14 protein-coding genes are annotated in these 15,977 nt (G+C 67.4%); all 14 read left to right on the top strand.

The genetic code is table 11. The annotated features are described in order from the left end of the window. The first annotated feature begins 34 nt into the window (after positions 1-34). Positions 35-523 (top strand): nucleoside-diphosphate kinase, encoded by a 489-nt coding sequence (ndk, locus tag ACOGXE_RS02985; RefSeq protein WP_419932468.1) that lies wholly within the window; start codon positions 35-37, stop codon positions 521-523. Continuing rightward, entirely contained in the window at positions 523-1,581 is a 1,059-nt protein-coding gene (locus ACOGXE_RS02980) for a rod shape-determining protein (RefSeq protein WP_419932467.1), read from the top strand. Before ndk ends, ACOGXE_RS02980 begins: the two co-directional genes overlap by 1 nt. Before the next feature lie 11 nt (positions 1,582-1,592). Beyond that, on the top strand, positions 1,593-2,504 hold the full coding sequence (gene mreC / locus ACOGXE_RS02975) for a rod shape-determining protein MreC (protein WP_419932466.1): 912 nt from the start codon (positions 1,593-1,595) through the stop codon (positions 2,502-2,504). Next, entirely contained in the window at positions 2,476-3,099 is a 624-nt protein-coding gene (locus ACOGXE_RS02970; RefSeq protein ID WP_419932465.1) for a hypothetical protein, read from the top strand. Before mreC ends, ACOGXE_RS02970 begins: the two co-directional genes overlap by 29 nt. Further along, on the top strand, positions 3,092-5,236 hold the full coding sequence (gene mrdA / locus ACOGXE_RS02965; RefSeq protein WP_419932464.1) for a penicillin-binding protein 2: 2,145 nt from the start codon (positions 3,092-3,094) through the stop codon (positions 5,234-5,236). Before ACOGXE_RS02970 ends, mrdA begins: the two co-directional genes overlap by 8 nt. Beyond that, on the top strand, positions 5,233-6,402 hold the full coding sequence (rodA, locus tag ACOGXE_RS02960; protein ID WP_419932463.1) for a rod shape-determining protein RodA: 1,170 nt from the start codon (positions 5,233-5,235) through the stop codon (positions 6,400-6,402). Before mrdA ends, rodA begins: the two co-directional genes overlap by 4 nt. A gap of 40 nt (positions 6,403-6,442) precedes the next feature. Next, the gene (locus ACOGXE_RS02955; protein WP_419932462.1) at positions 6,443-8,482 is read left to right on the top strand and encodes a radical SAM protein; all 2,040 of its coding nucleotides are present in this window, start codon (positions 6,443-6,445) and stop codon (positions 8,480-8,482) included. A 61-nt stretch (positions 8,483-8,543) separates the two neighbouring features. Continuing rightward, positions 8,544-9,386, top strand: a complete 843-nt coding sequence (locus ACOGXE_RS02950; RefSeq protein WP_419932461.1) for a TIGR03936 family radical SAM-associated protein — start codon at positions 8,544-8,546, stop codon at positions 9,384-9,386. A gap of 415 nt (positions 9,387-9,801) precedes the next feature. Then, positions 9,802-11,394: an Rne/Rng family ribonuclease gene (locus ACOGXE_RS02945; protein WP_419932460.1), complete on the top strand. Its 1,593-nt coding sequence runs from the start codon at positions 9,802-9,804 to the stop codon at positions 11,392-11,394. A 70-nt stretch (positions 11,395-11,464) separates the two neighbouring features. Next, positions 11,465-11,776 (top strand): 50S ribosomal protein L21, encoded by a 312-nt coding sequence (gene rplU / locus ACOGXE_RS02940; protein ID WP_419932459.1) that lies wholly within the window; start codon positions 11,465-11,467, stop codon positions 11,774-11,776. Between the two features lie 2 nt (positions 11,777-11,778). Continuing rightward, on the top strand, positions 11,779-12,030 hold the full coding sequence (gene rpmA, locus ACOGXE_RS02935) for a 50S ribosomal protein L27 (protein ID WP_419932458.1): 252 nt from the start codon (positions 11,779-11,781) through the stop codon (positions 12,028-12,030). Between the two features lie 87 nt (positions 12,031-12,117). After that, positions 12,118-13,374, top strand: a complete 1,257-nt coding sequence (gene obgE, locus ACOGXE_RS02930; RefSeq protein WP_419932457.1) for a GTPase ObgE — start codon at positions 12,118-12,120, stop codon at positions 13,372-13,374. Positions 13,375-13,463: 89 nt separating this feature from the next. Beyond that, on the top strand, positions 13,464-14,558 hold the full coding sequence (gene proB, locus ACOGXE_RS02925; protein ID WP_419932456.1) for a glutamate 5-kinase: 1,095 nt from the start codon (positions 13,464-13,466) through the stop codon (positions 14,556-14,558). Positions 14,559-14,619: 61 nt separating this feature from the next. After that, positions 14,620-15,870, top strand: coding sequence for a glutamate-5-semialdehyde dehydrogenase (locus tag ACOGXE_RS02920; RefSeq protein ID WP_419933472.1), 1,251 nt, complete (start codon positions 14,620-14,622; stop codon positions 15,868-15,870). The last annotated feature ends 107 nt before the right edge of the window (positions 15,871-15,977 follow it).

Genomic DNA, 15,977 nt, shown 5'->3' with positions numbered 1-15,977 from the left:
GCGAGCAGGGCCGAGGGAGCCGAGGGAGACAGCGATGGGGCAAACGCTGGTGATCTGCAAGCCCGACGCAGTCGAGCGCGGCCTCGTCGGCGAGATTCTGGGCAGATTCGAGCGCAAGGGGCTCGCGATCGCTGCCTTGGAGCACCGGATCATCGAGCGCAGCACTGCCGAGCAGCACTACGCCGAGCACGCCGGCAAGAGCTTCTACGCACCGCTGCTGGATTTCATCACCCGCTCGCCGTCGGTGATCATGGTGCTCGACGGCCCTGCCGACGCGGGCGACGAGGTGTTCGCCGTCGTTCGCACCCTCATGGGTGCCACCAATCCCGCCACCGCGGCGCCCGGCACTATCCGGGGCGACTACGGGCTGTCTCCGACGGAGAACCTGGTGCACGGCTCAGACAGCGAGACCTCCGCCCAGCGCGAGGTTGCCCTGTTCTTCCCCGCCCTCGCGCAGGCAGCCGGCACGGCGAGCAACGGCGCAGCCGGCAGCACGGCGACGATCAGCGAGGCCACGAGCTGATGGCGTCGAACGGGTCATCCCGATCTCGCCGGCGGGGCCCGGTGTTCGGCGGCCGCGACATTGCGGTCGATCTCGGCACGGCGAACACGATCGTCTTCGTTCGCGGCCGGGGAATCGTGCTCAATGAGCCCTCGGTGGTCGCTGTCGACTCGATGACGGGCAACTCGCTGGCCGTCGGTCTCGAAGCCAAGCGCATGATCGGCCGGACGCCCGGCAACATCACCGCGATCAGCCCGCTCAAGGACGGCGTGATCGCCGACTTCGATATCTGCGAGAAGATGCTGAGGCACTTCATCAACGAGGTCAGCCAGACGCGTTGGCCCAAGCCGCGCATGGTGATCTGCGTGCCGTCGGGCATCACGGGCGTGGAGCAGCGTGCGGTGCAGGAAGCTGCCGAGTACGCCGGCGCCCGCCGGGCCTACATCATCGAGGAGCCCATGGCCGCGGCGATCGGTGCCGGGCTGCCAGTGCAGACGGCGCAGGGCAGCATGATCGTCGACATCGGCGGCGGAACTACCGAAGTCGCTGTGATCTCGCTCGGCGGCATCGTGACGGCTCGTTCCGCTCGCGTCGGCGGCAACATGATCGACGCATCGATCGTCGCCCACGTCAAGAAGGAACATGGCCTCATCGTGGGTGAGCGCACTGCGGAGGAGATCAAGCTCGCGCTGGGGTCGGCCTGGCCGCTGCAGCAGGAGATCTACGCCGAGGTCCGTGGCCGCGACATGGTCAGCGGGCTGCCCGAATCGGTCAGCGTCGACAGCCTCGAGATTCGCGAAGCGATCGCAGGACCAGTCAGCGCCATCGTCGACTCGGTGAAGGCCACGCTCGACGACACGGCCCCGGAACTGGCTGCCGACGTCATGGACTACGGCATCACGCTTGCGGGCGGCGGAGCGATGCTGCGCGGTCTGCCGGATCGACTGCGCTCGGAGACAGGCGTTGCAGTCCACATCGCGGAGGACCCGCTGTTCGCCGTCGTGCGCGGTTCCGGCCAGACGCTCGAAGAGTTCGACGTCCTCCACGGGGTGCTGTACTCCTCCACCGAGGGGCGCTGACGCCCCCGGCCGTGGCCCGCCGCGCCGGCATTCGGAGACGCACTTGGCTCCGTTTGGCCCTGCTCGTCGTGACGGCCATTGCACTGCTGACGCTCGACGCACGCGGCTCGGGCGGTGTGCTGGACACTGCCCGCGGCGGGGCGCAGGAGCTGCTGGGACCGGTGCGCACGTTCGGGGACTGGGTGACCAGCCCGCTTCGCGACGCGTGGCGCGGCCTGGTCAGCTTCGATGATCTCGAAACCGAGAATGCGGAGCTGCGCGGCGAGCTGGCAACAGTGCGGGCGTCAGTGCTGCGGGTCGGCGAGTTGGAGCGGGACCGCCAGGAACTGCTCGCGCTCTTGGGCGCCCGTGACGTCGTCCGGGCGATCCCGCGGGTCACGGCGCGTGTCATCGATGCGCCCGTGTCGAACTTCGAGCGCACGATCGATATCGATGCAGGCCGTCGCGACGGCATTCGCGAGGGCATGGCAGTCGAGAGTGGCGACGGTCTGATCGGACGGGTCGTGACGGTCACGCCGTCGTGGGCGACCGTCGAGCTGCTGACCGATCCGAACTTCGATGCCGGTGTGCGCATCGTTCGGTCCGGGGATGACGGCTTGGCTTCGGGACGGGGGCCGGGTCGTGACTTGGAGGTGAGCTATATCGAGCTGGAGACTGTCGTCATTCCCGGCGAGACCGTGGTGACGAGCGGCTTCGAGGGCAGCACCTTTCCCGCCGGGCTGCTCGTGGGCACCGTCACCGATGTCGAGCCCGACGCGGTGCGGGGCGCGCAACGCGTCACTGTCCACCCTGCTGCCGATCTCGAGCGGCTCCGCTGGGTGCAAGTGCTGCTCTATGAACCCAACGTCCCCGAACCGGTGATCGTGGATCGCGAACCGCCGGATGGCCCAGCCGATGCAGGCACGGTGGGAGGCGATTCATGACGTGGCCTGCGTCGACGTGGCCTGCGTCGCCGGCGGTTGGGTCGACGGGAGCTGGGCGATGATGGCCGGCGCCGGGCCGCTGGCCCGGTCGGCGTTGGTGCTGGCGGTCGCTGTCATGGTTCACGTGGGCCTGCTGGCGCACATCACGCCGGCGGGAGTCATTGTCGATCCGTTGGTGCTGCTGGCGGTTGCCGGGGGGATGGTGGGCGGCCGCAGCACGGGGGCGTCGTTCGGCGGGGGCTGCGGAGTGGCCTCCGATCTCATCCTGCACACGCCGTTCGGCATGTCGCTGCTCGTGATGACGCTGGTGGGTTATCTGTCGGGTGCCCTGGCCGAGCAGATGCCCTCGGCCGGCAGGCTCATGCGGTCGGCGGCGGCGTCAGTGCTGGCAGCCGGAGGGATCGGCCTCTTCGCCGGCGCCGGCTGGCTGATGGACCTCGTCTACGTGACCGAGGCGCCGCTCGTCCGCATCGCCATTGTCACCGGCGTCGCTGCCTTCGTGACCTATCTGTCGCTGGAGCGAGCGACTCGCTGGGCCCTCATCATCCGTCCTCGCATGTCTGCCAGTCCGGAAAGCACGGCTCGCGGTGGATGAGCGGGTCCGCCGGCGGATGGCCTTCGTCGGCATCGTGATGGTCGGCCTGTTCGGCGCGCTGTTCACCCGCCTGTGGTACTTGCAAGTGCTCGAAACGGAGCAGTTCGCCGTGGCGGCGGAGTCGAACCAGGTCCGCATCATCATCACGCCGCCGACCCGCGGCCGCATCCTCGATCGTCACGGTGTGGTGCTCGCCGACAACGTCCGCACCGGGGTGGTGACCTATGACCACTCGAGATACAGCGAGGAGCACACCGAAGCGGTGCTGACCGAGCTGGCTGATCTGCTCGATGTGCCCGCAGAGCAGCTCAGCAGGGGCTTTGCGGATCAGCGCACGCACCCGCTTGCCCCGAAAGTGGTGGCGACAGGCCTCGACGAAGACGGCCTGCTGCGGGTAGCGGAGCGTTCGATCGCCGGGGTGGAAGCCAGGTGGGACTGGGTGCGCGTCTACCCGCAGAACGAGGTCGGCGCGCACATCGTCGGTTACGTCGGGGCAATGTCCGAGCGCCAGCACCGCGAGCTGATCGATGACGGCTACCTGCCCTACGAACGGGTTGGCCGGGCCGGCATCGAGGGCCTGTTCGAGGCCGAGCTCCACGGCGAGCCGGGGCGCACCAAGCTCGAAGTCGACCGGCAGGACCGAGTCCAGCGGATCCTGGCCGATGTGCCCCCTGAACCGGGTCACGACATCGTGCTGTCCATCGACGTCGAGTTGCAGGCCGCCACCGAGTCATATCTGCGGCAGGGACTGATCGCTGCCCGCAAGACGGTGAGCGAGGACTCCGGTTTCTTCTACCCGGCACTCACCGGGGCTGCGGTGGTGATGGACGTACGCAATGGCGACGTGCTGGCCATGGTGTCGCACCCGACCTACGACCCCACATGGATGGTCGAAGGACTGTCGCTGGCGGAGTACCGGTCGGTGTTCGAGAATCCCTACGCGCCAGGAGCCCTCAACAACCTGGCGGTGCAGGGCACCTACTCGCCCGGCTCAGTGTTCAAGCCCGTGACAGCACTGGCCGGATTGGATGCGGGACTCATCTCGCCGCGGGCGGCCTTTCACGACGTCGGCTACTACAGGATTCCCGACGCGCGAGGCTGCACCGGGCGCTGCACGTTCTTCAATGCGGATCGGGCTGCCCTCGGAACGCTGGACCTGTCCGGAGCGCTGACCCGCTCGAGCGACGCGTACTTCTACAAGGTGTCCGACGACCTGTACTGGATCGACGGACCCGAGCAGTGGGCGATCCAGGACATGGCGCGAGCGCTCGGTTTCGGCTCTCCGACCGGTGTGCAGTTGCCCTTCGAGAAAACAGGCCGCGTGCCCGATGGCGACGTCAAGGAGACCCTCTTCGAGCTGAGCCCCGAGGCCTACAACCCCTACGACGAGCCGCCGCGATGGTTCCCGGGCGACAACATCAACACCGGCATCGGCCAGGGGTTCGTGGCCGTGACACCCATGCAGCTCGCCAACGCCTACGCCACCATCGCGAACGGCGGGACGCTCTTCTCGCCGAACATCGTGGAAGCAGTCATCTCACGGCGCGCTGAGACCTTCGGTGAGCCGGTGCTGACTTTCGAACCCAGGGTGCTCGATGTGGTGAGCTTTCCCGAGGGCAGCGCTGTCGTGCGCGAGGGGTTGAGCAATGTCACCAATTCCCGGCTGCGGGGCACGGCCGCGAAGGCGTTCGACGGTTACGACCATGAGGGCTACCCGGTGTCGGGCAAGACCGGCACAGCCCAGGCGCAAGGCTTGAACGCGGTGCTGCGGCGCAAGAAGGAGGACACGGCGGTGTTCGTTGCATGGGCACCGACGCACGACCCCCGCTATGCCGTTGCGGTCGTCATGGAAGAGGCCGGCTACGGCGGCGAGGCAGCGGCGCCTGTGGCTCGTCGGATCATCGAGGCGGTGCGGGCCTACGAGCAGCGCTGGCCTGAGCCCCAGATCGCGTTCGCGCCGCCCCAGCCCGAGTGTCCCGAAGTGCCGGAGGCGCTGCGAGGCGATCCGGCGTTTCTCGGTTACGTGCCTGAGGGCTGCCCGTGGGGCATCCAGCTGCCACGAGCGAACACACCCACCGATGCGGACGGTGATGGCATCCCTGATGTGGATGAGATCGAGGGAGCCTTGGCGCGATGATCTCACGGCTGCTGAATCGGGCACAGAGGCGGCGCGAGCTGCAATCCCCGGCCTGGTTCGCCGACTATTCACTGGCGCTGGCTGCGCTGGCGATAGCGCTGCTCGGCGTCGCGATGAACTACTCCTCGACATGGCGGAGCCTGTCCTTTGAAGGCGGCGACCCGTGGACGGTGGCGCGACGCCAGGCGATCTTCGTGGGCCTGGGGGTGGTGGCGATGGTGGTCGCCGCTGTCGTGGACTACCGGGTGCTGCGCGCCTATGCGACGCATGCCTATCTGGCGGCGCTCGCAGCCCTGGGGGCGCTGCTGTTCTGGGCACCGGAGATTCGCAATGCGCGGTCGTGGTTCGTGCTGCCGGTCTTCGGGTTCCAAGTGCAGCCCTCGGAGTTCGCCAAGCTCGTCGTGATCGTGTCGCTGGCGGCGTTCGTCGCCAGCCACGAGGGGTACCTGCGCTTCGACACGCTGTTCAACGCGGGCGTGCTGCTCGTGGTGCCGATGGTCCTGATCTACCTGCAGCCCGACCTGGGCACGATGCTGGTTTTCGTGGCCGTCGCCATGGGCATGCTGCTGGTCGCCGGGGCGCAAGTCCGCCACATCGTCGTCATCACGCTGATCGGAATCCTGCTGCTGGTGCTGGTGTTCAGCATCGATGCGTTCCAGGGCCCTCGCCTGCTCAATGAGACCCAGCGAAACCGCTTGACGGCGTTCCTGGATCAGGATTTCGAGCCCCTGGAGGCCTCCTACAACCTGCGTCAGAGCCAGATTGCCATCGGCGCCGGTGGCATCTGGGGCCAAGGCTGGAAGCAAGGCACCCAGACCAACTTGGACTTGGTTCCTGAGCAGCACAACGACTTCATCTTCACGGCGCTGGGGGAGGAGTTCGGTCTCGTCGGCGGCACGGTCCTGCTGGCGCTGTATGCGTACATGACGTTGCGCATATGGCAGATCGCCCGTGTGGCCAGCGACCCGTTCGGACGATTACTCACCGTCGGCATTCTGTCGATGCTCCTGTTCCAGGTGTTCCAGAACATCGGCATGACGATCGGCATCATGCCGATCACCGGTATTCCTCTGCCGCTCATGAGCCATGGCGGTTCCGGGACCATCACCGCCTTTGCCGCGGTGGGCATCGTCATCAGCGTCGGTGCGCGGCGTTACACGCTCTAACGCTTCACGATCTGGCCGGGCCGGTAGCGTTGGAGTTGCAATGACAACGCTGTGGCCCCGGCTCGAGCCCTTGCTGCCACGTGTCTCCAAGCCGGCTCGGTACATCGGCTGCGAGGACGGGATGCAACGACCGGCCGTGGGCCCGCATCTCACCTCGTGGCTTCTGACGTATCCCGATACCTACGAGATCGGTCTGCCGAACCAAGGTCTGCAGATTCTCTATGAGCTGCTGAACGAGCGCCCGGACGCCAGCGCCGAGCGCGCCTATGCGCCCTGGATCGACCTCGAGGCCGAGATGCGTGCCGCTGGGCTGCCGTTGTTCTCGGTGGACACGCATCGAGCAGCGGGCGATTTCGACATCATCGCCTTCAACCTCTCCGCTGAGCTCGTGTACACGAACGTGCTCAACTGCATCGACCTTGCGGGTGTGGCGGTGCGTTCGGCGCAGCGCAGTGATGACGATCCGCTCATCGGCGCCGGCGGCCATTGTGCATACAACCCTGAGCCGCTGGCCGATTTCGTGGATTTCTTCGTGATCGGCGACGGCGAGGAAGTGGTCTCCGAGATCACCGAGGCGGTAGGCACCTGGAAGCGAAGCGGCAAGCGTTCAGGCACGCGCACCACCATCCTGCGCGACCTCGCAGGCATTGAGGGTGTGTATGTGCCGGCCATGTATGAGGTGGCCTACGACGGGCCGGCGCTTGCTGGCGTCACGCCCAGGTATCCCGACGTTCCGGCGCTCGTTGCCAAGCGCACGGTTGCCGATCTGGCCGAGTGGCCGTATCCCCGCCAGCAGCTGGTGCCGGTCACCGAAGTCGTCCACGATCGGCTGTCGGTGGAGGTCTTCAGGGGCTGTACCCGCGGGTGTCGCTTCTGCCAAGCGGGGATGATCACTCGCCCGGTTCGTGAGCGCCCGGCTGCTCAGGTCCGCGAGATGGTGACTGCTGGCCTTGAGCGCAGCGGCTACGACGAGGTCAGCCTGATGTCGCTGTCGACGGCCGACTACAGCGGCATCGCCGAACTGGTGCGTGACACGGTCTCCGCCGGCGGAGCCGGCGGCAACGACACAGCCGGCGGAGCCAGCGGCAACAACACCGCCGGTGGAGCCGGCGCTGATTCCAACCGGATCAGTGTCTCGCTGCCCAGCATGCGCGTCGACGCCTTCACGGTCGACGTGGCGGCGCAGGTGTCACGCGCTCGTCGCACGGGGCTCACCTTTGCCCCCGAGGCGGGATCGTGGCGTCTGCGCCAGATCATCAACAAGCTCATCACCGAAGAGGACCTGTACGGAGCGGTGCGCTCGGCCTACAGCCAAGGCTGGCATCGCATGAAGCTGTACTTCCTCACCGGCCTGCCTTCGGAGATGGACCCCGACACCGAGGCCATCGCTCACCTGGCCGATGCCTGCACCCGTATCGGGCAGGAGTACACCAAGCGCGCGTCGGTGACAGTGTCGCTGGGGGGCTTCGTGCCCAAACCGCACACGCCGTTCCAGTGGTTCGGGCAGAACCCGCCCGATGAGCTGGCCCGCAAGGTGCGGCTGGTGCGCTCGGCGTTGGGCCGCAACCGGCGCGTGCAGCTGAAGTGGCATGACCCGGCCGCTTCGACCGCTGAGGGCATCGCCAGCCGTGGCGACCGCCGAGTGGGCGCAGCCATCGAGTACGTCTGGCGCAAGGGCGGCACGTTCCAGGAGTGGAGCGAGCGCTTTGACTTGGGCTTGTGGGAAGAGGCCATGGCAGCGTGCGGCCTCGAACTGGATTGGTACGTGCATCGCCATCGAGGCGAGCACGAGGTGCTGCCTTGGGATCACATCGGTGCCGGGCTGCACCGCGATTTTCTCTGGCACGACTGGCAGGACGCCCTGGCTGGGCATGGCCTGCCTGACTGCCGATGGACCCCGTGCTACGACTGCGGGGCCTGTACTGAATATGGGATCGAGCACATGGTTGCGTCCCCTGTCGCCCCCAATGGCGGCAGTCAGGGGACGGGACAGGATCTCGCGACCGGCCATCTGGTGCCGGTCGAGCTGCGACCCCGCCAGCTGGCGGGCGCAGGCGCACCGAGCGGGGCCGGCGCATGATGCGCTGGGTCCTGGCACCGGTGCAGAGCCGCAGTGCCGCTCCCACCCTCGTGGGTGGGAGATGGCGTTGAGGCTGCGCGTCCGCTTCTCCAAGGTCGGCAAGATCCGCTTCATCGGCCACCGCGACGTCGCCCGTGTGACCGAGCGCGCCGTGCGCAAGGTCGGGTTGCCGGTGGCCTACAGCGAGGGCTTCTCCCCTCGCATGAAGCTGAGCTTCGGCTTGGCGCTGCCGACCGGGTACGAGTCGGAGGCCGAGTTCGTGGAGCTGCCGCTGGTCGCGGGTGCGGTGCTCGACGGGACTGGCCCCGATGGCGTGCAGGGTGACGGCAGCGCTTCGGTGCCCCGTGCGGCACCTGTGATCGCCTGCCGGAACGGCACTCATGCGCCGTGCGACCACGAGTCTCCTGCGGCTGGACCGAGCTACTGCACCGTCGCCTTGGCGCTCAGCGAGGCGTTGCCGGTGGGCATGGAAGTGTCCGCAGCGGGGCTGACCGACGGCCGCGGCCCGTCGTTGCAGGCGGCGGTTCGTTCGTGCGGTTGGCAATTCGAGATCGTGGGGCTCGATGCCTCTGCGGCGGCGCAAGCGGTTGCAGAATTCCTCGATGCCGGTACCGTCGTGACTGAACGGGTGCACAAAGGCGAGACCGTGAGTTCGGATATTCGACCCAGCGTTGAGGTGCTGCAGGTGGTTGGATGCTCGGACCGAGGGGCGGTGCTGAGCGCCGAGCTGTCAGCCACGCCCCGGGTGGTGCGCCCTAGCGAACTGGTGCCGGCACTCGCGCCGGCGCATGAGATGGGCATTGCCCGAAGAACACATCAATGGACGAGTGGCGCCGCGGGACGAGCCGAACCGGCCGTGCCTGCCATGTGCGCCCAGAAACACAAGGAATCCATCAGTGGATGAATCAACACTGAACGACACAACCGACGACACACAGGAAAAGACACAACAGGACAAGACACAGAAAAAAACGACGCAGAAGAAGACCCAGGAGAACTCGACACAGGCCAACGAGACCGATCCGGCACCCGCTGTTCGCAAGCGTCGACTTGTCGCACCGGAACCGGGCCTGGCGACAGCGGCAACACCAGCGGCGGATTCGAAGCAGCCGACCAGGCGCAGGCGAACAACTGCGGCCCCGGACACACCCAAGGCTGGGTCCGGGGACAAGTCTGATTCCAAGGCCGATTCCAGAGCCAAGCCCGGACCCAAGTCTGAGTCCAGGGCCGATTCCAGGGCCAAGCCCGGGCCCAAAGGAAAGACGAAGGCGGACTCGGCTCAGGCCGAGCCGGAGGATGCGAAGCCCCCAGTCCCGCCAGTGCCGCCGCCGGCTCGCAAGCCGCAGATCGGCGACAGCCGACCCGCACCGACTCAAGCAGCGCCCGAGAGCGAGGGTGCCGGGGGGCGGCGCCGCCGACGGCGCGGCGGTCGGGGACGCGGTGGGCGCGGCCGATCCGGCGAGGCCGCTGCGACGACCGCCGAGACGCGCAATGGCTCTCACGCACCGGTCGAAGCCATCCTGGCCGATCAGCAACCGCTCGAGCTCGACGACGAGCAGCTCACCGAGCGCCGCGGCAAGTACCGCAACGGCAAGCCGTTGGGCCGGTACCGGATGTGCGTTCATGTCTCCGAGGGAGCGACGCACATCGCCGTGCTCGAGGGCCGTTCGCTGATCGAGTACTACGTGAGCCGCCCGTCCGACGACATCTCGGAGATCTACGGAAATCTCTACCTGGGTCGCGTGCGGCGTGTGCTTCCAGGCATGGAAGCGGCGTTCGTCGACATCGGCACGCCCAAGCAGGCCGTGCTGTACCGCGGTGATCTGACGGTTGCATCCGACGAGAGCGATGACGACGGAGGCTCCGAGCGCAAGCGGGCCGGCGGGAGGCGAGGACGCTCCGTGGCGGGGCCCGCGATCGGAGAGCTGATCAAGAACGATCAGACGATCATGTGCCAGGTCATCAAGAACCCGATCGGCCACAAGGGCGCCCGTCTGACCACCGAGGTGTCGCTGCCGGGCCGATTCGTGGTGCTGATCCCCAACAGCAGCGCGATGGGTATATCCCGTCGTCTGCCCAGCCGCGAGCGACGCCGGTTGCGCAGCCTGCTGGCCAAGGAGATCCCCGATGGGTTCGGGGTCATCCTGCGCACCGCTGCCGAGAACGTCACTGCCGCCGAGATCCGCCGCGACATCGAACGGCTGACACAGCAGTGGACGAAGATCAGCGAACTGGCCAAGCGCTCCGATGCGCCCACGCTGCTGTTCCGGGAGCCGGAGCTGGCGGTGCGCATCATCCGCGAGCAGTTCACTGCCGATTTCCGTGAGGTGGTGATCGACGACCCGGCACTGTTCTCCCAAGTCAAGGGCTACATGGAGGCGGTAGCGGCACCGCTGGTGGACCGCATCCGGCTCTATGACCCGGTTGCTGAGCGGCTGCCGCTGTTCGAGCGGGTGCACGTGGCGGAGCAGGTGCGCAAGGCCACCGATCGCAAGGTGTGGCTGCCGTCGGGCGGATCGCTGATCATCGAGCACACCGAGGCGCTGACCGTGATCGACGTGAACACGGGTCGCAACGTGGGCAAGTCCAGCCTGAACGAGACGCTGTTCCAGAACAACCTGGAGGCCGCCACCGAGATTGCCAAGCAGCTGCGGCTGCGGGACATCGGCGGGATCATCGTCGTGGACTTCGTGGACATGGATGACAAGCACCAACGCGAACGGCTCATGTCGACGCTGAATGAGGCGCTGGCCCGGGACAAGACCCGCACCGCCACGGAGCCGATTTCGGACATGGGCATTGTGCAGATGACCCGGATGCGCACCGGTGAGGGACTGCTGGAGTCGATGTCGGATCCATGCGATGAATGCGAAGGACGCGGCATCCGGTTGCGCGAGTCGCTGTTCGCCTGATCCGGCGCCCGATCCTGGGCAAGAAATCCACTCGCCGATCGAGCGACCTCATCGGTATCCTCTCCAACCGATGTACGCAGTCATCGCTACCGGCGGCAAGCAGCGCCGCGTCGAGCCCGGCCAGCGGCTCGACGTTGAGTTGCTCGCGGTGCCGCCCGGCGAGGAGGTCACCTTCGCGCCGGTTCTTGTGGTGGATGACGGCGCAGTGCTGGCGACGCCTGACGAGCTCGTGGGCGCCTCGGTGACGGGCCGGGTGGTCGGCGAAACCAAGGGGCCCAAGATCGACGGTTTCACCTACAAGAACGCCACGACCAACCGGCGCAGGTGGGGACACCGGCAGCGCTACAGCACGGTCGAGATCACTGCGATTGCGAGGGACTGACCATGTCGAAGACCAAGGGCGGAGGCTCGACTCGCAACGGCCGCGACTCGGTGGCAAAGCGTCTCGGCGTCAAGGTGTATTCGGGGCAGACCATCGACGCCGGCGGCATCATCGTGCGCCAGCGGGGCACCAAGTTCCATCCAGGACGGAATGTCGGGCGCGGCAAGGACGACACGCTGTTCGCGACGGCTCCCGGTGTCGTGCGGTTCGGCTATCGCCGTGGACGCCGGCTCGTTGACGTCGTCCCGTCGTAGTTCTCGCGCACTTCATCCCGCACCTGTAGGCGTCTGCGAGGACGCTGTACGGGCTCAGCCGAGAATGCCTGAGACGGGCGAACGCCGATGAGCGACTTTGTCGATGAGTGCCAGTTGCACGCGAAGGGCGGCGACGGCGGGGCGGGCTGCGTGTCGTTCCGTCGCGAATCCCACGTGCCGCGCGGCGGACCGGACGGGGGCGACGGCGGACACGGAGGTGATGTGTGGGTTGTCGCGGACCGCAATGTGGCATCGCTGCTGGCGTTCCGGGACTTCCCGTTCCGGCGCGCCACCGACGGCGGCCACGGCCAGGGGCGCAAGCGGCATGGCCGCAAAGGCGCCGATGAACTGGTGAGCGTGCCCGAGGGCACCATCGTGCGAGATCGTGATGGCACCGTGCTGGCAGACCTCGTCAACGCGGGTGACCGCTGGTTGGCGGCACAGGGCGGGCGTGGCGGCCGGGGCAACACCCGCTTCGCTTCGAACCGGATGCGCGCCCCTCACTTCGCCGAGCAGGCGGAGCCGGGCGAAGAGCGTTGGCTCGGTCTCGAGCTGAAGCTGATGGCCGATGTCGCTCTGGTGGGTTTCCCGAACGCGGGCAAGAGCACCTTCATCAGCGCGGTGTCGGCGGCGCGGCCAAAGGTTGCCTCGTACCCGTTCACGACCCTCACGCCCAGCCTCGGAGTCGTCCGGCTCGACGACGGCGCCGGAGCTGGCGCGGACAGCTTTGAGATGGTGATCGCAGATGTTCCCGGCTTGATCGACGGCGCGGCGCAGGGCAGGGGTCTCGGACACCAGTTCCTGCGGCACGTCGAGCGAGCCCGAGTACTGCTGATCATGGCTGACTTGGCGGAGGTCGCCGATCGTGATCCGCATGAGCAGGTTGATGTGCTGCTCGGTGAACTCGAGCAGCATGACCCCGCACTCGCGTCTCGCCGGCGGCTGGTCGTCGGCACCAAGGCCGACGTCGCCCATCTCGATTGGGACGGGCCCCGGCTCAGTGCCGTCACGGGCGAAGGCGTGGCCCCGGTACTCGGTCGGCTGCGTGACCTGGTCTGCGAAGCCAGGGCGGTCGACGCAGCCCCCGCCCAGTACGTCGTGCACCGCCCCGAGCCTGCCGGCATCACCGTGCTGCGTCTCGCAGACGGGGTCTTCGAGATCGAGGGTCGTCAAGCGCGCCGTGCCGTGGCGTTGTCGGATCTCACCGACCCTGCCGCGCTTGCCTGGGCGCAGCGCCGCCTGGAGAAACTCGGCGTGTCCCGGGCCCTGGCTCGCAACGGCGCCCAGTCGGGCGACCTCGTGCGCATCGGCAACTTCGAGTTCACGTACGAGCCCGACACATGAGACGCGGCACATGAGGCACGACACATGAGACATGACAGCATGACGCGGGTCGCTGCCATGAGCTCGGCGAGACGGCAGGATTGACGTCGATGGCTGCTCCCTTACGGCTGATTGCCAAGATCGGGACGTCGTCCATCACCACATCGGATGGGCGTGTCGACCTCGACGCCGTCGCGAAGCTGGCGTCGGACGTAGCGGATGTGCGCGCTGCTGGTCACGAAGTGATCGTGGTCACCTCCGGCGCGATCACCGCGGGGGTGCAACGGCTGAACGTCGAGCGGCCCGCTGAGCCTGAACGGCTGCAGGCATTGTCGGCAGTCGGTCAGATCGACCTGATGGCCTCGTACCGCGAGCTGTTCGCTGCCGAGGGCATGGTTGTCGGCCAGGTATTGATCGCCCCGCACGACTTCCGCGACCGGGACCAGTACCTCCACGCCCGGGCCACGTTCCATCATCTGCTCGATCTCGGCGTCGTGCCGGTGGTCAACGAGAACGACGCGATCGCCGACGACGCCATCCGCTACGGCGACAACGACCGGATCGCCGCGCTCGTCGCAAACCTCGTGCGCGCTGATGCGCTGATCCTGCTGACCGACATGCCCGGCGTTCTCACTGCAGACCCGAACATCGATCCCGACGCCTCGCTCATCTCGGAGATCCTTGAAGTGAGCCCATCGCTGCAGGCAGCGGCGGGCTCGGCGAATGCGGTCGGCAGCGGCGGCATGGCCTCGAAGCTGGCAGCCGCCCGGATGGCCTCATGGAGCGGCGTGCGCACGGTGATCGCCTCAGCCCGCCGCCCCGATGTCGTCGCCGATGCCGCCGCAGGCCGGGCGGGCGTCGGTACCACCGTGCCCGCACGGGATGCCCGAGTCTCCGCCCGCAAGCTGTGGATCGGCTTCGCTGTGGCGGCCCGCGGATCAGTGACCGTCGACGACGGAGCCCGCCGAGCTGTGTCGACAGGCGGCACATCGCTGCTCGCGGCCGGCGTTGTCGGGCACGCAGGCTCGTTCGCCGCCGGGGAAGCGGTCGACATCGTCGACTCGCAGGGGGAGATCTTCGCCAAGGGCTTGGCGGCCATTGACGCCGACGGCTTGCGGGTCACTGCAGGCCTGCGCAGCGACCAGTTGCCTGAGGGATTGCACCCGCTCGTCGTGCACCGTGACGACCTCGTCGTCTTGGGGTGATTCAGGGCGATGCCACTAGTCTGCTCGGGTGCCTGACGCCCAGACGCCCATCGCGGCGGCGATGCCAGCAGCCCCGGCAATGACGGTGCTCGGCGAGCGCGCGAAGGCCGCTGCGACGGTGCTTGCGCAGGCATCCGGCGCCGTACGCGACGAGGCCCTGCTGTCTGCAGCGGACCTGCTGGAGGCGGCAACCGACAGGATCCTCGCCGCCAACCGCGACGACGTGGCCAGCGCCGAGGCTGCCGGCACGTCAGCGACACTCATCGACCGGTTGCGGCTGGACCATGGCCGCATCTCGGCGATGGCTGCAGGCCTGCGCAATGTGGCGGCTCTCGCTGATCCTGTCGGTCAGGTTGTGGACGGGTGGGTGCGACCGAACGGGCTGGCGGTGGAACGGGTTCGGGTGCCGCTGGGTGTGGTGGCGATCATCTACGAAAGCCGACCCAATGTCACCTCAGATGCCTTCGGCCTCTGCCTGAAATCGGGGAACACGGCGTTCCTGCGGGGCTCGAGCGCCGCGCTGAACTCCAACATGGCCATCGCCGAAGCGCTGCGCGAAGGACTGGTCAAAGCCGGCTTGCCCGCAGACGCCCTGGTGCTCGTCACCGATACCCGCCACAGTGCCGCCGCTGAGTTCATGGGCTTGCGCGGCTACATCGACTGTCTCATCCCCAGGGGCGGTCCGGCGCTCATCGCCTCGGTCCTCGCCAATGCCACGGTGCCCTACGTCATCGACGGCGATGGCAACTGTCATGTCTACGTCGACGCCCAGGCAGACCTGGACATGGCTGCGGGCATCGTCTCCAACGCGAAGCTCAGTCGGCCATCGGTGTGCAACGCAGCCGAATCGCTCGTTGTGCATAGGGATGTGGCCGCGGATTTCCTGCCTCGGATCGTCGAGGACCTTGAAGGCGTCGAGCTGGTGGGCGATGAAGCCTCCCGCGCCATCTCGCCCCAGATCGGTCCCGCCAGCACCGAGGATTTTGCCACGGAGTTTCTCGCACTCAAGATGAGCGTGGCCGTCGTCGACGATCTCGATGGGGCCATCGATCATGTCAATCAGCACGGCACCGGCCACAGTGAGGCCATCGTGACCGGTGATCTTGCCGCCGCTCAGGAATTCACCCGCCGGGTGGACGCCGCTGCCGTGCTCGTCAACGCCTCGACACGCTTTGTGGACGGAGAGGAATTCGGCTTCGGCGCAGAGATCGGCATCAGCACCCAGAAGCTGCATGCCCGCGGCCCGATGGGCCTCGAGCAGCTCACGACCACCAAGTTCGTAGTGACCGGGACGGGTCACACGCGGGGCTGACCGTGCCGACAGGTGGCCGCGGCTGCCACACTGTCTGACCGGCCCTACTGCCGACAACCCGGCCAGCGACCCAGCCCCGGCGGTCCAGCGCCCCGCCCACTGCCCAA

This window comes from Candidatus Poriferisodalis sp. (assembly GCF_965208555.1).
In the GTDB taxonomy this organism is placed as follows: Bacteria; Actinomycetota; Acidimicrobiia; order Acidimicrobiales; family Poriferisodalaceae; genus Poriferisodalis.
This window is presented reverse-complemented; position numbering and strand designations above follow the sequence as displayed.